At 71.3% G+C, this 15,507-nt stretch carries 17 protein-coding genes; 9 read left to right on the forward strand and 8 right to left on the reverse strand.

Going from position 1 to position 15,507, the window contains the following annotated elements:
• From KBY32_RS03760 to KBY32_RS03770, 3 genes are all read left to right on the forward strand, one after another.
• Window positions 1-1,075, forward strand: a 1,075-nt coding sequence (locus tag KBY32_RS03760; protein WP_210978886.1) for a S1C family serine protease, incomplete at its 5' end; no start/stop codon positions are given.
• 144 nt (window positions 1,076-1,219) lie between these two features.
• A complete protein-coding gene (locus KBY32_RS03765; protein WP_055621873.1) occupies window positions 1,220-1,651 on the forward strand; it encodes a sec-independent translocase in 432 nt (143 codons plus the stop codon).
• Window positions 1,652-1,878: 227 nt separating this feature from the next.
• The gene (locus KBY32_RS03770) at window positions 1,879-2,547 is read left to right on the forward strand and encodes a hypothetical protein (RefSeq protein WP_055621874.1); all 669 of its coding nucleotides are present in this window, start codon (window positions 1,879-1,881) and stop codon (window positions 2,545-2,547) included.
• Between the two features lie 81 nt (window positions 2,548-2,628).
• Here the strand turns inward: KBY32_RS03770 and KBY32_RS03775 are convergent, their stop codons facing one another.
• The 3 genes from KBY32_RS03775 to KBY32_RS03785 are packed head-to-tail and all read right to left on the reverse strand — an operon-like array spanning window position 2,629 to window position 5,687.
• Window positions 2,629-3,762 (reverse strand): Mrp/NBP35 family ATP-binding protein, encoded by a 1,134-nt coding sequence (locus KBY32_RS03775; protein WP_210978887.1) that lies wholly within the window; start codon window positions 3,760-3,762, stop codon window positions 2,629-2,631.
• Between the two features lie 43 nt (window positions 3,763-3,805).
• Entirely contained in the window at window positions 3,806-4,402 is a 597-nt protein-coding gene (locus tag KBY32_RS03780; protein ID WP_210978888.1) for a DUF1003 domain-containing protein, read from the reverse strand.
• Window positions 4,392-5,687, reverse strand: coding sequence for a magnesium transporter MgtE N-terminal domain-containing protein (locus KBY32_RS03785; RefSeq protein ID WP_210978889.1), 1,296 nt, complete (start codon window positions 5,685-5,687; stop codon window positions 4,392-4,394). Before KBY32_RS03785 ends, KBY32_RS03780 begins: the two co-directional genes overlap by 11 nt.
• A gap of 232 nt (window positions 5,688-5,919) precedes the next feature.
• Here KBY32_RS03785 and KBY32_RS03790 point away from each other — a divergent pair, with 232 nt between their 5' ends.
• Window positions 5,920-6,669: a hypothetical protein gene (locus KBY32_RS03790; RefSeq protein ID WP_210978890.1), complete on the forward strand. Its 750-nt coding sequence runs from the start codon at window positions 5,920-5,922 to the stop codon at window positions 6,667-6,669.
• 7 nt (window positions 6,670-6,676) lie between these two features.
• Here KBY32_RS03790 and KBY32_RS03795 read toward each other — a convergent pair whose 3' ends face one another.
• Both KBY32_RS03795 and KBY32_RS03800 read right to left on the reverse strand, forming a co-directional pair.
• A complete protein-coding gene (locus KBY32_RS03795) occupies window positions 6,677-7,189 on the reverse strand; it encodes a hypothetical protein (RefSeq protein ID WP_210978891.1) in 513 nt (170 codons plus the stop codon).
• Window positions 7,190-7,221: 32 nt separating this feature from the next.
• Window positions 7,222-8,337: a magnesium and cobalt transport protein CorA gene (locus KBY32_RS03800; RefSeq protein ID WP_055621880.1), complete on the reverse strand. Its 1,116-nt coding sequence runs from the start codon at window positions 8,335-8,337 to the stop codon at window positions 7,222-7,224.
• A gap of 503 nt (window positions 8,338-8,840) precedes the next feature.
• On the opposite strand from KBY32_RS03800, the gene KBY32_RS03805 reads away from it, so the two are divergent.
• Window positions 8,841-9,425, forward strand: coding sequence for a suppressor of fused domain protein (locus tag KBY32_RS03805; protein WP_055621881.1), 585 nt, complete (start codon window positions 8,841-8,843; stop codon window positions 9,423-9,425).
• 30 nt (window positions 9,426-9,455) lie between these two features.
• Here KBY32_RS03805 and KBY32_RS03810 read toward each other — a convergent pair whose 3' ends face one another.
• Window positions 9,456-10,682 carry an MFS transporter gene (locus KBY32_RS03810; protein ID WP_210978892.1) on the reverse strand — a complete coding sequence of 409 codons (1,227 nt, stop codon included), beginning with the start codon at window positions 10,680-10,682 and terminating at the stop codon, window positions 9,456-9,458.
• A gap of 165 nt (window positions 10,683-10,847) precedes the next feature.
• On the opposite strand from KBY32_RS03810, the gene KBY32_RS03815 reads away from it, so the two are divergent.
• From KBY32_RS03815 to KBY32_RS03825, 3 genes are all read left to right on the forward strand, one after another.
• Entirely contained in the window at window positions 10,848-11,489 is a 642-nt protein-coding gene (locus KBY32_RS03815; protein WP_055621883.1) for a DUF6758 family protein, read from the forward strand.
• Window positions 11,490-11,601: 112 nt separating this feature from the next.
• Window positions 11,602-12,459 (forward strand): PHP domain-containing protein, encoded by an 858-nt coding sequence (locus tag KBY32_RS03820; RefSeq protein ID WP_210978893.1) that lies wholly within the window; start codon window positions 11,602-11,604, stop codon window positions 12,457-12,459.
• A gap of 113 nt (window positions 12,460-12,572) precedes the next feature.
• On the forward strand, window positions 12,573-13,178 hold the full coding sequence (locus tag KBY32_RS03825; RefSeq protein ID WP_055621885.1) for a MarC family protein: 606 nt from the start codon (window positions 12,573-12,575) through the stop codon (window positions 13,176-13,178).
• A gap of 85 nt (window positions 13,179-13,263) precedes the next feature.
• On the opposite strand, the gene KBY32_RS03830 is transcribed toward KBY32_RS03825, so the two are convergent.
• Window positions 13,264-13,416 (reverse strand): hypothetical protein, encoded by a 153-nt coding sequence (locus KBY32_RS03830; RefSeq protein WP_107096745.1) that lies wholly within the window; start codon window positions 13,414-13,416, stop codon window positions 13,264-13,266.
• 239 nt (window positions 13,417-13,655) lie between these two features.
• Here KBY32_RS03830 and KBY32_RS03835 point away from each other — a divergent pair, with 239 nt between their 5' ends.
• On the forward strand, window positions 13,656-14,549 hold the full coding sequence (locus KBY32_RS03835; protein WP_055621886.1) for an NYN domain-containing protein: 894 nt from the start codon (window positions 13,656-13,658) through the stop codon (window positions 14,547-14,549).
• On the opposite strand, the gene KBY32_RS03840 is transcribed toward KBY32_RS03835, so the two are convergent.
• Entirely contained in the window at window positions 14,546-15,427 is an 882-nt protein-coding gene (locus tag KBY32_RS03840) for an alpha/beta fold hydrolase (RefSeq protein WP_210978894.1), read from the reverse strand. The genes KBY32_RS03835 and KBY32_RS03840 overlap by 4 nt on opposite strands.
• Window positions 15,428-15,507: the final 80 nt, after the last annotated feature.

A 15,507-nucleotide genomic window follows, 5' to 3' on the forward strand; every position in this document is an offset into this window, starting at 1 on the left:
GGTGATCGCCCTCGTCTCCGGCGGCGTCGGCGGGGTGCTGGGGACGTACCTCGAGCGCAACGGCGGGCTGGACACCGTCGAGCTGCCGCAGGCCGGCGTCGAGTCGCCCGACCGGGCCGCCGACAGCGTCGCCGGGATCGCCGCCCGCGCCCTGCCCAGCGTCGTCACCCTGCATGTGAGCGGCGGTTCGGAGCAGGGCACCGGCACCGGGTTCGTCCTGGACGAGCGAGGCCACATCCTGACCAACAACCACGTCGTCGAACCCGCGGGCGAGGACGGCGAGATATCCGTGACCTTCCACAGCGGCGACACCGCCGAGGCGAAGGTCGTGGGCCGGGACAGCGGCTACGACCTCGCGGTCGTCAAGGTCAAGGGCGTCGGCGGACTGCGGCCCCTGCCGCTCGGCAACTCCGAGAACGTCCAGGTCGGCGACCCGGTCGTCGCGATCGGCGCCCCGTTCGACCTCGAAGGCACCGTCACCTCCGGCATCATCAGCGCCAAGCAGCGGCCCATCACCGCCGGCGGCGAGAGCGGGGACGGCAGCGACGTGTCGTACGTCGACGCGCTCCAGACCGACGCGCCCATCAACCCGGGCAACTCCGGCGGCCCCCTGCTCGACGGCGCCGGCCGGGTCGTCGGCATCAACTCCGCCATCCGTTCCGCGGGCAGCGGCGCCGAGCCGGACGGAGGTCAGGCCGGCTCCATCGGCCTCGGCTTCGCCATCCCGGTCAACCAGGCCAAGCGTGTCGCCGAAGAACTGATCGAGACCGGCAAGGCCACCCACCCGGTGATCGGCGTCACCCTCGACATGGAGTACGCCGGCGACGGCGCCCGGGTCGGCAGCAAGGGCAGCGACGGCGGCCCGGCCGTCACCAAGGGCGGGCCCGGCGCCAAGGCGGGCATCAAGCCCGGTGACGTCATCACCGAGATCGACGGGGCCCGTGTGCACTCCGGCGAGGAACTGATCATCAAGACCCGCGCCCACCGCCCCGGCGACCGCCTCGAACTGACCCTGAAGCGCGGCGGCAAGGAGATCACGCTGAAGCTGACGCTGGGCTCGTCCAGCGGACGCTGACCCGCACACCGGGCCGACCCGGAAGGGCCGGGACAGTACCGGTCGTAGGGGATGGACGGGTAACGTGGGGGCGGCCCGGACCACGGAAAGACCCGCAAGCGACCACCGAGGGCCGAGGACCGAGGACATCGCAAGGAGCTTCAGGTGTTCAATGACATAGGACCGCTCGAGCTGGTGACGCTGATCGTCCTCGCCGTGCTCGTCTTCGGTCCGGACAAGCTCCCCAAGGTCATCCAGGACGTCACGCGGACGATCCGCAAGATCCGCGAGTTCTCCGAGGGTGCCAAGCAGGACATCCGCAAGGAACTCGGCCCGGAGTTCAAGGACTTCGAGTTCGAGGACCTCAACCCCAAGACCTTCATCCGCAAGCAGCTGGACAACGAGGAACTGGGGCTGAAGGAGATCCGCAACGGCTTCGACCTGAAGAAGGAGATGGCCGAGGTCACCGACGCCGTCCACGGCCGGGAGACCGAGCCGCCGACGCCGGCCCCGTCGGCGGGCGGCCGTATCGACATGACGAAGAAGCCGGAGACCCCGCGCGTCGAGCACCCGCCGTACGACGCCGACGCCACCTGAGCGGCCCGGCGGCCCCGCCCGCACGTGACGCTTCTCATACTCCGCCCGAGGCCGTTCACGGCCTGAACCCGCCTTCCGCGCGCCTCGCGCGCCGGGCGGCTCCCCGGCTGCCGGCAATCGTGTGGATATGCTGCCGAGTTGTTGTGCGGACCGTACCCACAAGGGACCGCCGCCCGAAGGGGGGCGGGCCGGGCTGGTCCGGCGAGAGCGAGGAGGCGTCCGGGCACATGGAGACGACGAGTCAGACGACGAGTCGGGCGGTCGCGGAGGAAACGACCGAGGAGAGCGGCCGGCAGGTCCTCTCCGCCCGGCGCACGGTCGACGGCTATCTGCTGGCGCCCTTCCCCTGGTACGGCCTCGACGAGGCGTTCACGGGGCCGCGCTGGCTGATGCAGGTCGGCATGGCGGCCGACGGGGCCGTGGAGCACGGTTCGATCGGGCACGGCGACGAACCGTCCGTGCTCAACGAGGCCTCGGAAGGCCGCGAGAAGTTCGCGGTGGTGGTGACCGTGGCCGCCAACCCGTCCCGCCGCAGCGCCGACGGCACGGGCCTGCTGGAGGCCACCTCGGTCTCCTCGGCGGCCTGGCTGGCCGGCGTGGGACTGCTGTCCTTCACCTGGCCGGGGCAGATGGACCACTCGCTGCGGGACGACTGGCTGGACCAGCAGACCGAGACGGCCTGGGCGCTGGCCGACGACCTCGACGGACCGGACTGGTCGACGCTGTCCCTCCCCGTGGACGGGGTGCCGACCCCGTTCCACTACCGGGAGTCCGAGTTCGGCTGGGTGCTCGCCGGCTCCACCCAGGAGGGCGTCCACGTGGGCGCGTACGGCCGCGGCATGAGCGCGTACGGCCTGGGCTTCGCCATGATCAAGGACATCGCGTCCTACGCCTGACACGGCACGAGGAAGGGGCGCCGCATGATCCGCGGCGCCCCTTCGTCATGCGTACCCGCCCCTGAGGGCGGGTCAGTAACCTCAGAACTTGTTCTTCGGCGTGATCCCCAGCGACAGGCCCGACAGGCCGCGCTGGCGGCCGCCCAGCTTGCCCGCGATCGAGCGCAGGGCCGCGCCGGCCGGGGAGTCCGGGTCGCTCAGGACGACCGGCTTGCCCTCGTCGCCGCCCTCGCGCAGGCGGACGTCGATCGGGATGCTGCCGAGGACCGGGACGTTGGTGCCGGTGGTGCGGGTCAGGCCGTCGGCGACCGTCTGGCCGCCGCCGGTGCCGAACACGTCGACCATCTCGCCGCAGTGCGGGCAGGGCAGACCCGACATGTTCTCGACCACGCCGACGATCTTCTGGTGGGTCTGCACGGCGATGGAGCCGGCCCGCTCGGCGACCTCGGCCGCGGCCTGCTGCGGGGTCGTCACCACCAGGATCTCGGCGTTCGGGACCAGTTGCGCGACCGAGATCGCGATGTCGCCGGTGCCCGGCGGCAGGTCCAGGAGGAGGACGTCGAGGTCGCCCCAGTAGACGTCGGCGAGGAACTGCTGGAGCGCGCGGTGCAGCATCGGGCCGCGCCACACCACCGGCGCGTTGCCCGGGGTGAACATGCCGATGGAGATGACCTTCACGCCGTTCGCCGACGGCGGCATGATCATGTTCTCGACCTGGGTGGGCCGCCCGTCGGCGCCCAGCATGCGCGGCACGCTGTGGCCGTAGATGTCGGCGTCGACCACGCCCACCTTGAGGCCGTCGGCGGCCATGGCGGCGGCCAGGTTGACCGTGACCGAGGACTTGCCGACGCCGCCCTTGCCGGAGGCGACCGCGTACACGCGGGTCAGACTGCCCGGCTTGGCGAAGGGGACCTCGCGCTCGGCCTGGCCGCCGCGCAGGGCGTTCGCCAGCTCCTTGCGCTGCTCGTCGCTCATCACGTCGAGGGTGACGTCGACCCGGGCGACCCCCTCGACCGCGGCGACGGCGTCCGTCACGCGCTGGGTGATCGTCTCGCGCATCGGGCAGCCGGAGACCGTCAGGTACACCGTGACCGCGACCGCACCGTCCGCGCCGATCTCCACCGACTTGACCATCCCCAGTTCGGTGATGGGGCGGTTGATCTCGGGGTCGTTCACCGTCGCCAGTGCCTCGCGCACCGCGTCTTCCGTAGCCATAAGGACGATGGTACGGCCCGGTAGCCTCGCCCCGGTAAGGCCGTCAGCGGTCGTCTACGTCACGTCCCGGCGACCGTTCCGCCGGGAATACACCGCGATCATGGTGCCCGTTGCGGTGCGCGTCCAGCTCCTTCACCAGGTCCTGCAGCTCGGAGCGCATCCAGTCGCGGGTGGCGACCTCGCCCAGGTTGACCCGCAGCGCCGCGATCTCGCGCGTCAGGTACTCGGTGTCGGCGATCGACCGCTCGTTCTGCTTGCGGTCCTGTTCGAGGTTGACCCGGTCCCGGTCGTCCTGCCGGTTCTGCGCGAGCAGGATCAGCGGGGCCGCGTACGACGCCTGCAGGGACAGGGCCAGGGTCAGGAAGATGAACGGGTACTCGTCGAAGCGCAGCTCGCTGGGTGCCGCGATGTTCCACAGCACCCACACGATGATCACGACGGTCATCCACACCAGGAACCGCCCGGTGCCGATGAACCGCGCGATCCGCTCCGACAGCCGCCCGAACGCGTCCGGGTCCCACTCGGGCAGGATGCGGCGGCGCGGCGGGCGCGGCTGGTCCAGCCGGGTCCGCGGTCCCCGTCCGGCGGCGGTCGCGCCCGCCGCCGCGCGCTCCCGTCCGCCCTCGCGCTCAGGAGCCATCGGCGCCCACCCCCTTGCCGGAGTCGTCCTCCAGGTGGAACTCGGTCTCCCGCCAGTCGTCGGGCAGCATGTGGTCCAGGACGTCGTCCACGGTGACCGCGCCCAGCAGCGACCCCGAGTCGTCCACGACGGGCGCCGCGACCATGTCGTACGTGGCGAAGAACCCGGCGACGACCGGCAGCGTCGCGTCCGGCTCCAGGGCCTCCAGCGCCTCGTCGACCATCGAGCTGACCAGGGTGTACGGCGGGTCGCGCAGCAGCCGCTGGAAGTGGACCGTGCCGAGGTACTTGCCGGTGGGCGTCTCGTCGGGCGGGCGGCACACGTAGACCTGCGCGGCCAGGGCGGGGGACAGGTCGGGGTGCCGGATGCGGGCCAGGGCGTCGGCGACGGTGGCGTCGGGCCGCAGGATGATCGGCTCGGTCGTCATCAGACCGCCCGCCGTGTGCTCCTCGTACGCCATCAGACGGCGCATGTCGGCCGCGTCCGAGGGCTGCATCAGGTTCAGCAGCCGCTCCTGCTCGTCCGGGGGCAGCTCGCCCAGCAGGTCGGCCGCGTCGTCGGGATCCATGGCCTCCAGGACGTCGGCGGCCCGCTCCTGCTTCAGCTTGCCGAGGATCTCGATCTGGTCGTCCTCCGGCAGCTCCTCCAGCACATCGGCGAGGCGGTCGTCGTCCAGGGCGGCGGCGACCTCGGCCCGGCGCTTGGGGGAGAGGTGGTGCAGCACATTGGCGAGGTCGGCGGGGCGCAGCTGTTCGAACGTGGCCAGCAGGTTCTCCGCGCCCTGGCCCTGCTCCTCCAGGGAGAACCCGGTGACGGCCGACCACTCGACCGTCAGCGACTCGCCCTTGGCCCGCCGGAAGGCGCCGCCGCGACCGCCCTTGCGGACGAACACCTTGTCGATCTCCCAGTCCCGGCGGGCGGGCAGCTGCTGCACCGACAGGTCCAGGACGGTGACCTCCTCGTCGGTCTCGACCAGCTTGACGCGCCGGTCGAGCAGCTCGCCGAAGACGAGGCGCTCGGTGGGCCGCTGCTCGAAGCGGCGGACGTTGAGCACCCCGGTGGTGATGACCTGGCCGGACTCGATGCTGGTCACACGGGTCATCGGCAGGAAGATCCGGCGGCGCGTGGACAGTTCGACGACCAGGCCGAGCAGCCGCGGCGGGCGCCGGCCGACCCGCAGCATGACGACCAGGTCCCGCACCCGGCCCACCTGGTCGCCGTTCGGGTCGAACACGGCGACACCGGCGAGGTGCGAGACGAAGATCCGGGGGGCGCCGGCTGCCATGACTGAGGCTCCTCTGCGTGCGGGTCGGCCGAATTGCTGATGCTGCTGTGGCGGGGTGCCGCGCCGGGGGCGCCCTTTCCGAATTGCCCGCTCGGGTGGGCTTCAGGCTAGCCCGTCCGGATCCGGTCCGCCCTGGTGAGCGGTCCGGACGGACTGACTCCGCCCAGGCCCCGACGCCCCGGTACGCTGCCGTACGCCGCTCGGGTCCCACGACAGAAAGGCAGCCCCACCTGTGACCGCGATTCCCCACGGCCGCTCCCGCAAGGCCGCGCTGGTGTCCGCCATGTGCGCCCTTCTCGTGTCGGCGGCGGGGCTGACGGGATGCAGCAGCGAGGACCCCGACGCGGGGACGAACGGGGTCGGCAAGCTGCCGCCGGCCGAGATCCAGCGCAAGACCCGGGCCGCCGCCGACTCCGCCCAGGCCGTGCACCTCTCGGGGAACGTGGTCACCAGCGGACGCACCTACAAACTCGATATGCGGCTGAAAGCCGACGGGGCGACCGGATCGGTCACCGCCCAGGGGTCCACGTTCCATCTGCTGCGCCTCGGCGAGCAGCTGTTCCTGAAGGCCGACGCCGGCTTCTGGAGCGACGCCGGCACCGACGGCAGGACGGACGCAGCGGCCGTCGACAAGCTGGACGGCAAGTATGTGAAGGTCCCGCAGGGCGACCCGGCGTACAAGAAGTTCAGCGGCTTCACCGAGAAGGACGTGCTGTTCGACGGGCTGCTCGCGCTGCACGGCGAGGTGACCACGGACGGGCACCACGAGCAGGCGGGCCTGAAGACGATCCGGCTCTCCGGCGACGGCGGGGACGGCGGCACCCTGGACGTCTCCCTGGAGGGCAAGCCCTACCCGCTGCTGCTGACCCGCGCGGGCGGCGCCGGCACCCTCACCTTCTCGGCGTGGGGCAAGGACTTCCCGCTGCAGAAGCCGAACAAGGACGACACCGTGGACTACGGCAAGCAGCTGCCGTCGTCCTGACGTGCCGCTAGCCGCGCTTGCGGCGCTTGGCGAGAAGGCGGGGCAGGCCGGCGGGGATCGGCCGGCGGGTCGTCGCCGGGGTCGGCACGGGGACCTCCGCGAGGGAGCCGTCGGGCAGCGGGGCCGGCGCACCGGCCGGCTCCAGGCGCAGCACCCGGCACTCGCGCGCCCAGCGCTCCGGCATCGCCTCACCGTCCGGGGCGTTCAGCCGCTTGCCCTTGAGGTCGGCGACCGCGGCCTCCCACGCCTCGGTCCGCGCCGCCAGCTCCACGACCCGGGCCGGCCATGAGACCAGCCGGCCGCCCTTGTCCTTGCTGCGCACGGTGACCTCGACGGTGGCCCCGTCGGTCAGACCCGGCAGCGGCTGCTCGCCGGGGCCGTCGCCCACGACACACGCGGCACCCTCGTGCCACACATGCCACAACGCGCGGGCCGGGACCCCGGGCGCCGCGACCCAGACGAGGCCGGACTTCTTCGTGGCCTCCTCGACGAGGGCCTGGTCGAGCAGCTCGCTTGTCATGGCCCAAGCCTATCCAGCGGGGCCCGGCCGGATCAGAGCCAGCCGTTGCGCTTGAGCGTGCGGTGGATGCCCAGACAGATGGCGACCGTGACGCTCATGATCACCGGGTAGCCGTACTTCCAGTGGGTCTCCGGCATGTAGTCGAAGTTCATGCCGTACACCCCGCAGACCATCGTCGGGACGGCGATGATCGCCGCCCAGGAGGTGATCTTGCGCATGTCCTCGTTCTGCGCGACGGACGCCTGCGCGAGGTTGGCCTGGAGGATCGAGTTCAGCAGCTCGTCGAAGCCGATGACCTGCTCGTGCACACGCGCCACGTGGTCGGCGACGTCCCGGAAGTACTTCTGGATGTCGGGGTCGATCAGCCGCATCGGCCGCTCGCTCAGCAGCTGCATCGGACGCAGCAGCGGCGACACCGCCCGCTTGAACTCCAGCACCTCGCGCTTGAGTTGGTAGATCCGGCCGGCGTCCGTGCCGCGCGGCGCGCCCTTGCGGCCCGGCGAGAAGACCTCGGTCTCGACCTCGTCGATGTCGTCCTGCACGGCGTCGGCGACCGCGATGTATCCGTCCACCACATGGTCGGCGATGGCGTGCAGCACCGCGGACGGGCCCTTGGCGAGCAGCTCGGGGTCGTCCTGGAGGCGGTGCCGCAGGGCCCGCAGCGAGCCCTGGCCGCCGTGCCGGACGGTGATGAAGAAGTCCCGGCCGGTGAAGCACATCACCTCGCCGGTCGCCACGACCTCGCTGTTGGCGGTGAGCCGGTCGTGCTCGACGTAGTGGACCGTCTTGAACACGGTGAACAGGGTGTCGTCGTAGCGCTCCAGCTTGGGTCGCTGGTGGGCCTGCACGGCGTCCTCGACGGCCAGCGGATGCAGCCCGAACTCACTGGCGATCCCGGCGAATTCGGCCTCGGTGGGCTCGTGCAGCCCGATCCAGACGAAGCCGCCGTCGCGGCGCACCTGGCGCATCGCCTCGTGCGGCGTGAGCGGGGTCGTGACGGGTACACGGGCGCCGTCGCGGTAGACGGCGCAGTCGACGACGGCGGAGGGCGTCGCGGGGTCGCGGGTGGTCTCGTACGGGCCGCTGTCCTTGCGCAGCGAGATGCGGGACGGACGGACCACGGCACGCAGGTCGCGGATCATCGACATGAGCAGGCTCCTTCGCGACGGGCAACGAAGCGCGTGCGAACCGCGGCACGGGTGGAACTGCCCGGAATGAGGACGTCCTGACCTCAGGATGTTTGGTACGTCCACAAAGCGGGGAGCACCGCACCGTTGCGGTGATGGGCTTCGTTGCTGAAACAGATCAGACGATCAGGCAAAGCGAAACGAAGTGCTCTTCCGCGTCAGGAACACGAGCGTGAAAGGCGGCGGTCAGCCGGAGCCGGAACAGCCGAGCCAGCTACATCAACGGCGGGAAGAGCGAGTGGTACTGCACGGTCGACTTCGATCCATGACAGCCCCACCTCCTCCGGCCGGTCCCTCGTGAGGGACGTTCCATACCCCTAGGGGTTCCCCGTTCGGGAGTATTCAGGCGTCGGGACTCGTTCGCGATGCCTCTGCGCGCTGCCCGAACACCGGGCAAGAGTATCAGCCGACTGAAGTGTCAAGGCGCTGCTTTGCCGCGTCCTGACGAGTTCTATGCTCGGCGCATGGCTGATGTTCTTCCCCTGGTAGAGGCCCGGCTGCGCACCGCCCTCGGCGAACCGGACGCACGCGCGGCGGTCACCTTCCTCGGCACGGACCGCATCGAGGTGCTCCGCTTCCAGGAGGGCGACATCGTCCGCTACGCCACCCTCGGCATGTCCGCGCACCCCATGGCGGACCCGACGGCCGTGGTCGCCGACCCCGTCAAGGGCCCCCGCGCCGAGCTGGTCCTCTCCGTGCGCGCCGGCGTCACCGACACCGACAAGGTGCTCCGCCCGCTCGCCGTGCTCGCCGCGTCCCCGCAGGTGGAGGGTGTCGTCGTGGCGCCCGGCGCCTCCCTGGACGTCGGTGAACCGCTGTGGCCCGGCGCCCCGTTCACCTCGGTGCTGGTCGCCGAGCCGGGCGGCCTCGTCGAGGACCTGGAGCTCGACGCGCCCCTCGACCCGGTGAGCTTCCTGCCGCTGCTCCCGATGACGCCGAACGAGGCCGCCTGGAAGCGTGTGCACGGCGCCCAGGCCCTCCAGGAGCGCTGGCTGACGCACGGGACGGACCTGCGGGACCCCACCCGCGCGTCCGTCCCGCTGACGTGAGCGATCTCACCAACCGGTGGCCGGATAGCGTCAGTTGACGAAGACGCCGACACCGTCCCGGGTCGCGTGCCGGGGCGCGGCCTCCTCGGCCCGGAGCGTGAGCGCCGCGCGGCGCACGAGGACCACCAGCGCGCCCGCCACCGCCGTGACGGCCGCCACCACGAAGGGGATCCGGAGGCTGCCGGTCCACTCCTCGATCCGCGGGGCGAAGAACGGTGCCGCGGCCGCCGCGAACCAGCGGACGAAGTTGTAGCCCGCGCTGGCCACCGGGCGCGGCGCGTCCGACACGCCGAGGGCCAGTTCCGTGTAGACGGTGTTGTTCACTCCGATGAAGGCGCCCGACAGGACGGTGCAGACGACCGCGGTCGTGTGGTCGCCGTAGCCGAGTACGAGGACGTCCGCCGCGAGCAGCACGAGCGAGCCGCCGAGCACCCGCAGCGAGCCGAACCGCTTCTGCAGACGCGGTGCCACGATCACCGAGAACACGGCGAGCAGCACGCCCCAGGCGAAGAACACCGCACCCGACCGGTACGGGCTCATGTCCAGCACGAACGGGGTGAAGGCCAGCACGGTGAAGAACGTGTAGTTGTAGAAGAACGCCGAGGCCGCCACGGATGCCAGACCGCCGTGGCCGAGTGCCTTGACCGGGTCCAGGAGCGAGGTCCTGCGGGCCGGCCGGGGCTGTTCCTTGAGGAACGCCGCGATGCACAGGAAGCCGACGGCCATCAGGAACGCGGTGCCGAAGAACGGGTAGCGCCAGCTGGCGTCGCCGAGCAGCGCGCCCAGCAGCGGCCCGCACGCCATGCCCAGGCCGAGGGCGGACTCGTACAGCAGGATCGCCGCCGCGCTGCCACCGGCCGCCGCTCCGACGATCACCGCGAGGGCGGTGGACACGAAGAGCGCGTTGCCCAGGCCCCAGCCGGCCCGGAAGCCGACCAGTTCCCCGACGGAGCCGGAGGTGCCGGAGAGCCCGGCGAAGACGACGACCAGCGCGAGACCGAGCAGCAGCGTCTTACGACCGCCGATTCGGCTGGAGACGAAGCCGGTGAGCAGCATCGCCACGGCGGTGATCAGGAAGTACGAGGTGAAGAGCAGCGAGACCTGGCCGGGCGTGGCGTCCAGGCCGCTCGCGATGGACGGCAGGATCGGGTCGACGAGCCCGATGCCCATGAAGGCGACGACGGACGCGCCGGCGGTCGCCCAGACGGCCTTGGGCTGCCGGAGGATGCCGCCGGATCCCGCGTCGAGGGGGTCCATGCCGTTCTCCAATCAGGACGGGAAGCAGTCGGTGGTACCTGCACAGATTAGGTTAGCTAGTCTAATTAATGCAAGCTACATCTAAATCCTCGCGCTCCCCGTGTTTCCGTCCGGACGGGTGATCGTCCTTGACGTGGGGCGGAAGGGGTAGGACCGTGGGGGCCTATGAGGGGCGAACCCAGTTGCCCGAAGTGTGGTGGCCGGGTCAGGGCTCCCGGACTCTTCGCCGACACCTGGCAGTGTGACGTGCACGGCACCGTGCATCCGGTGCAGCCCGTGATCCCGCCCAGTGTCGAGGCGCTCGGCGTGGTCGTGCACCGCACGCGGGTGCCCGTGTGGATGCCCTGGCCGCTGCCGATCGGATGGCTGTTCACCGGCGTCGCGAGCGCGGGCGACGACCGCAGCGGCGGACGCGCGAGCGCCGTCGCCTGCTCGGGTCCCGGACCGCTCGGCGGCATGGGCGAGCTGATCCTCGTCGCCGAGGAGCTCGGCGTCGGCCTCGGCGCCCGCTACGCCGGGATCGACGGACCCGACCCGGGTTCGTACATCGACGTCGAGAAGCCGCCGCAGGCCAAGGTGCTCGCCGCCGGCCGCCCGACCCCGCTGTGGCATGTCTCCGGCACCCCCGACGACCGCGCCGTCTTCGCCGGCGAGGCGCTCGGGATGTGGGTGTGGGCCGTCGTCTGGCCCGAGCAGTCCGGCCTGCTGATGTACGACGAACTCGTGCTCACCGATCTGCGGGACGCCGGGGCCGAGGTGGAGCTGGTGCCCTGCGGGGCGCTCTCCCCGCGCCTGCTCGAACCGTAGACGCCCGTCCCATGTAGGGGGCGCCGGGGCCGTACGGGTGTGACAGGCGGGTCCGGAAATACGGCTATCCTTGTGCGGTCCCTTCCGTGCCGTCCCGACTGGAGTCCGCGTCGTGCGTATCGACCTGCACACCCACTCCACCGCGTCCGACGGCACGGACACCCCCGCCGAGCTGGTGCGTCACGCCGCCGAGGCAGGGCTGGACGTCGTGGCCCTCACCGACCACGACACGACCCGCGGCTACGCCGAGGCGATCGCCGCGCTGCCCGAGGGGCTCACGCTCGTCACCGGCGCGGAGCTGTCCTGCCGGGTCGACGGCATCAGCATGCATCTGCTGGCCTACCTCTTCGACCCCGAGGAGCCCGCCCTGCTCGCCGAGCGCGAGCTGGTGCGCGACGACCGGGTGCCGCGGGCCAAGGGCATGGTCGCCAAGCTGAACGCGCTGGGCGTGCCCGTCACCTGGGAGCAGGTGAGCCGGATCGCCGGCGGCGGCTCGGTCGGCCGCCCGCACGTCGCCTCCGCGCTCGTCGAGCTCGGTGTCGTACCGTCCGTGGACGAGGCCTTCACCAAGGACTGGCTGGCCGACGGCGGCCGGGCTCATGTGGAGAAGCACGAGACGGACCCCTTCGAGGCCGTCCGGCTGGTCAAGGCCGCCGGAGGCGTCACCGTCTTCGCCCACCCCGCCGCGAGCAAGCGCGGCCGTACGGTCCCGGAGTCCACGATCGCCGAGCTGGCCGCGGCCGGACTCGACGGCATCGAGGTCGACCACATGGACCACGACCCCGGCACCCGCGCGCGGCTGCGCGGACTCGCCCAGGAGCTCGGGCTGCTGACCACGGGCTCCAGCGACTACCACGGCAGCCGCAAGACCTGCGTCCTCGGCGAGTACACGACCGACCCCGAGGTCTACGGCGAGATCACGCGACGGGCCACCGGCGCGTTCCCCGTCCCCGGTACCGGCGGAGTCTGAGCACCCTCACCCGCCCGTCCGATCCACCCGGCGCCGTCCGCCGTGCCCACCCCTGCCCGCCTCGCGGGCGGCCGGTCACGGCGGCACGCCCCTGCGCAAGGCACAGCTCACCCATGTTCGACGTCGCCGTCTTCGGCTCGCTCTTCCTCACCCTGTTCGTGATCATGGATCCCCCCGGGATCACCCCGATCTTCCTCGCGCTCACCGCCGGGCGCCCCGCCAAGGTGCAACGGCGGATGGCGTTCCAGGCCGTCTGCGTGGCGGGCGGGGTCATCGCGGTGTTCGGCCTCCTCGGCCACCAGATCCTCGACTATCTGCATGTCTCGATCCCGGCGCTGATGATCGCCGGCGGTCTGCTGCTCCTGCTCATCGCCCTCGACCTGCTCACCGGCAAGACGGACGAGCCGCAGCAGACCAAGGACGTGAACGTCGCCCTCGTCCCGCTCGGGATGCCGCTGCTCGCCGGGCCGGGCGCGATCGTCTCCGTCATCCTCGCCGTGCAGAAGGCCGACAGCGTCGGCAGTCAGGTGTCCGTGTGGACGGCGATCCTCGCCATCCATGTGGTGCTGTGGCTCGTGATGCGGTACTCGCTGCTGATCATCCGGGTCATCAAGGACGGGGGAGTGGTCCTCGTGACCCGGCTCGCGGGCATGATGCTCTCCGCGATCGCCGTCCAGCAGATCATCAACGGCGTCACCCAGGTCATTCGGGGAAGCTGAGGCCCTCGGACTCCCGGACACACCAAAGGGCCCCGTACGGCATCGTGCCGTGCGGGGCCCTGAAGCTTGCGTCGATCCGCGCGTGTTACGAGGCCGTGGTGTCGGCCGGGCGGATCCAGAGTCGCTGCCCTGTGGCGGCAGCCTGCTGAACGATCCGGTTGACGGAGGCGGCGTCCACGACGGTGCTGTCCACGGGCGTGCCGTCCAGCTCGTCGAGTCGCATGATCTCGAAGCGCATATGGCTTCTCCCTTCGTCTGGTCATCCTCCTGAGGAGAACATCTGGGTGGAGGGCCCCGCGAGCAAAGTCGCTCCCGGTTCCATACGTATCCAACGACTCGCGTGTTACGAACATTCCCTACGCTAAAGAAATTTTTCGAACGACTAACTACTGACCGGTAAGACAACTGCGAACGATCAAGCAGAGACCGACCGGGACCGGTTGTGTTCGCAGCGTGACCGCCGGGACAATGGAGGCGATGAACGACGACCCGGCGGCGCTCGCCGCCCGCATCGACCACACCAACGAGCTGCTGCTGCGCATGCTCGCCGAGGTGGCGAAGACGCCCTCCACGCACGCGATCTTCGTCGACGCGGGCTACCTCTATGCCGCCGCCGGGCGCCTGGTCGCGGGCACCGAGGACCGCCGGGCCTTCGACCTGGACGCCGAGGGGCTGATCGAGGCGCTCATCGACCGCGCCCGCACGATCTTCGCCGACAGCCGGCTGCTGCGCGTCTACTGGTACGACGGCGCCCGGCGCCGCATCCACACCGCCGAGCAGCAGTCGATCGCCGAGCTCCCCGACGTCAAGGTCCGCCTCGGCAACCTCAACGCCAACAACCAGCAGAAGGGCGTCGACTCCCTGATCCGCAGCGACCTGGAGTCCCTCGCCCGGCATCGCGCCATCAGCGACGCCGCCCTCCTCGGCGGCGACGAGGACCTCGTGTCGGCGGTCGAGGCGGCCCAGGGATACGGGGCGCGTGTGCATCTGTGGGGCATCGAGGCGCCCGAGGGCCGCAACCAGGCCGAGCCCCTGCTCTGGGAGGTCGACAGCCAGCGCACCCTCGACCTCGACTTCTTCAAGCCGTACGTCTCCCGGCGCACCTCCGCCGCCTACGAGACCGTGGCCGCCCGGCCCACCCGGGAGGACGTGCGGTTCGTCGGCGCCCAGATCGCGGCCAAGTGGCTCGCGGCACGCGGACGCGAGTCACTGGTCGAGCTGCTGCCCGGCCACCCGTACCTCCCCGGCTCCGTCGACCAGGACCTCCTCGTCGAGGCGGAGGGACTGCTCCAGTACTCCCTGCGGGGCCAGGCCGACCTGCGCCGCGCCCTGCGCGACGGATTCTGGGAGCACCTCCAGGCTCAGTACTAGGCGGCGTCGACGCGGTCCCAGAAGTCGGCCGTCGCGCGGGCGGTCGGCAGCGGCTGGTCGGCGTTGGGGGAGTGCTCGGCGCCGGGGATCACCGTCCGGTGCGCGTGCAGCCGTACGGCCATGTCGTCCAGGACGGAGACCGGCCAGGTGTCGTCGCTGGCCCCCGACAGGACGTGGAACGGCAGCGGCAGCGCGGCGAGTTCGTCCACCCGGTCCGGCTCCGCGCACAACTGCCGCCCGGTCGCCAGCAGTTGCGCCGGCTTGGTGCCCATCCAGCGGCGGCGCAGCAGCTCCTGGCCGCCGATGCCGCGGGCCGGACCGCCGACCTCCTCGGGCGGCCCCATGGCGAGGATCGCCTCCCAGGTCTCGGCCATCGTCATCACCGCGAGCGCGTCCCGCAGCAGTTTCACGCGCTGCTGCTGGGAGTCGGAGATCTGCGCGGGACCCGACGCCATCAGGGTCAGCGACCGGAACGGCGTGTGGTCGAGGAGAACGGCCGCGCGCGCGATCTGGCCGCCCAGCGAGTGGCCGAACAGATGCAGCGGAGTGTCCAGCGGGCCGAGGGCCGCCGCCTGGGCGAGCACGTCACGCGCCAACTCACCCCGATCGTAGGCGGATTCGTCGAACTCGGGCCCGTCCGACTCGTGCTGGCCGCGCCCGTCGACGGCGACCGTGCGGTAGCCGCGCTCCGCGAGCGGCCCCTGCATCAGGGTGAAGTCCTCTTTGCTGCCGGTGAATCCCGGGAGCATCAGCGCGACCCCTCGGGGCCAGACCCCGGGCGCGGCGGGACAGTCGACGACGGCGAAGGCGCCGCGGTCGGTGCGCAGCTGACAGGCACGGGAGCCGGGGGGCGGGGTGTACACGGGTTCGGTGCTCACGAGGGGGAGGGTAACCGGTTCGTCCGGAGCGGTCCCGCGCACGGTCGCCCGGGAACGCCGACGGCCCGGCCCCCCTGGTG

The sequence above is a fragment of the Streptomyces sp. RK62 genome (assembly GCF_018070255.1).
Classification (GTDB): Bacteria; Actinomycetota; Actinomycetes; order Streptomycetales; family Streptomycetaceae; genus Streptomyces; species Streptomyces nigra.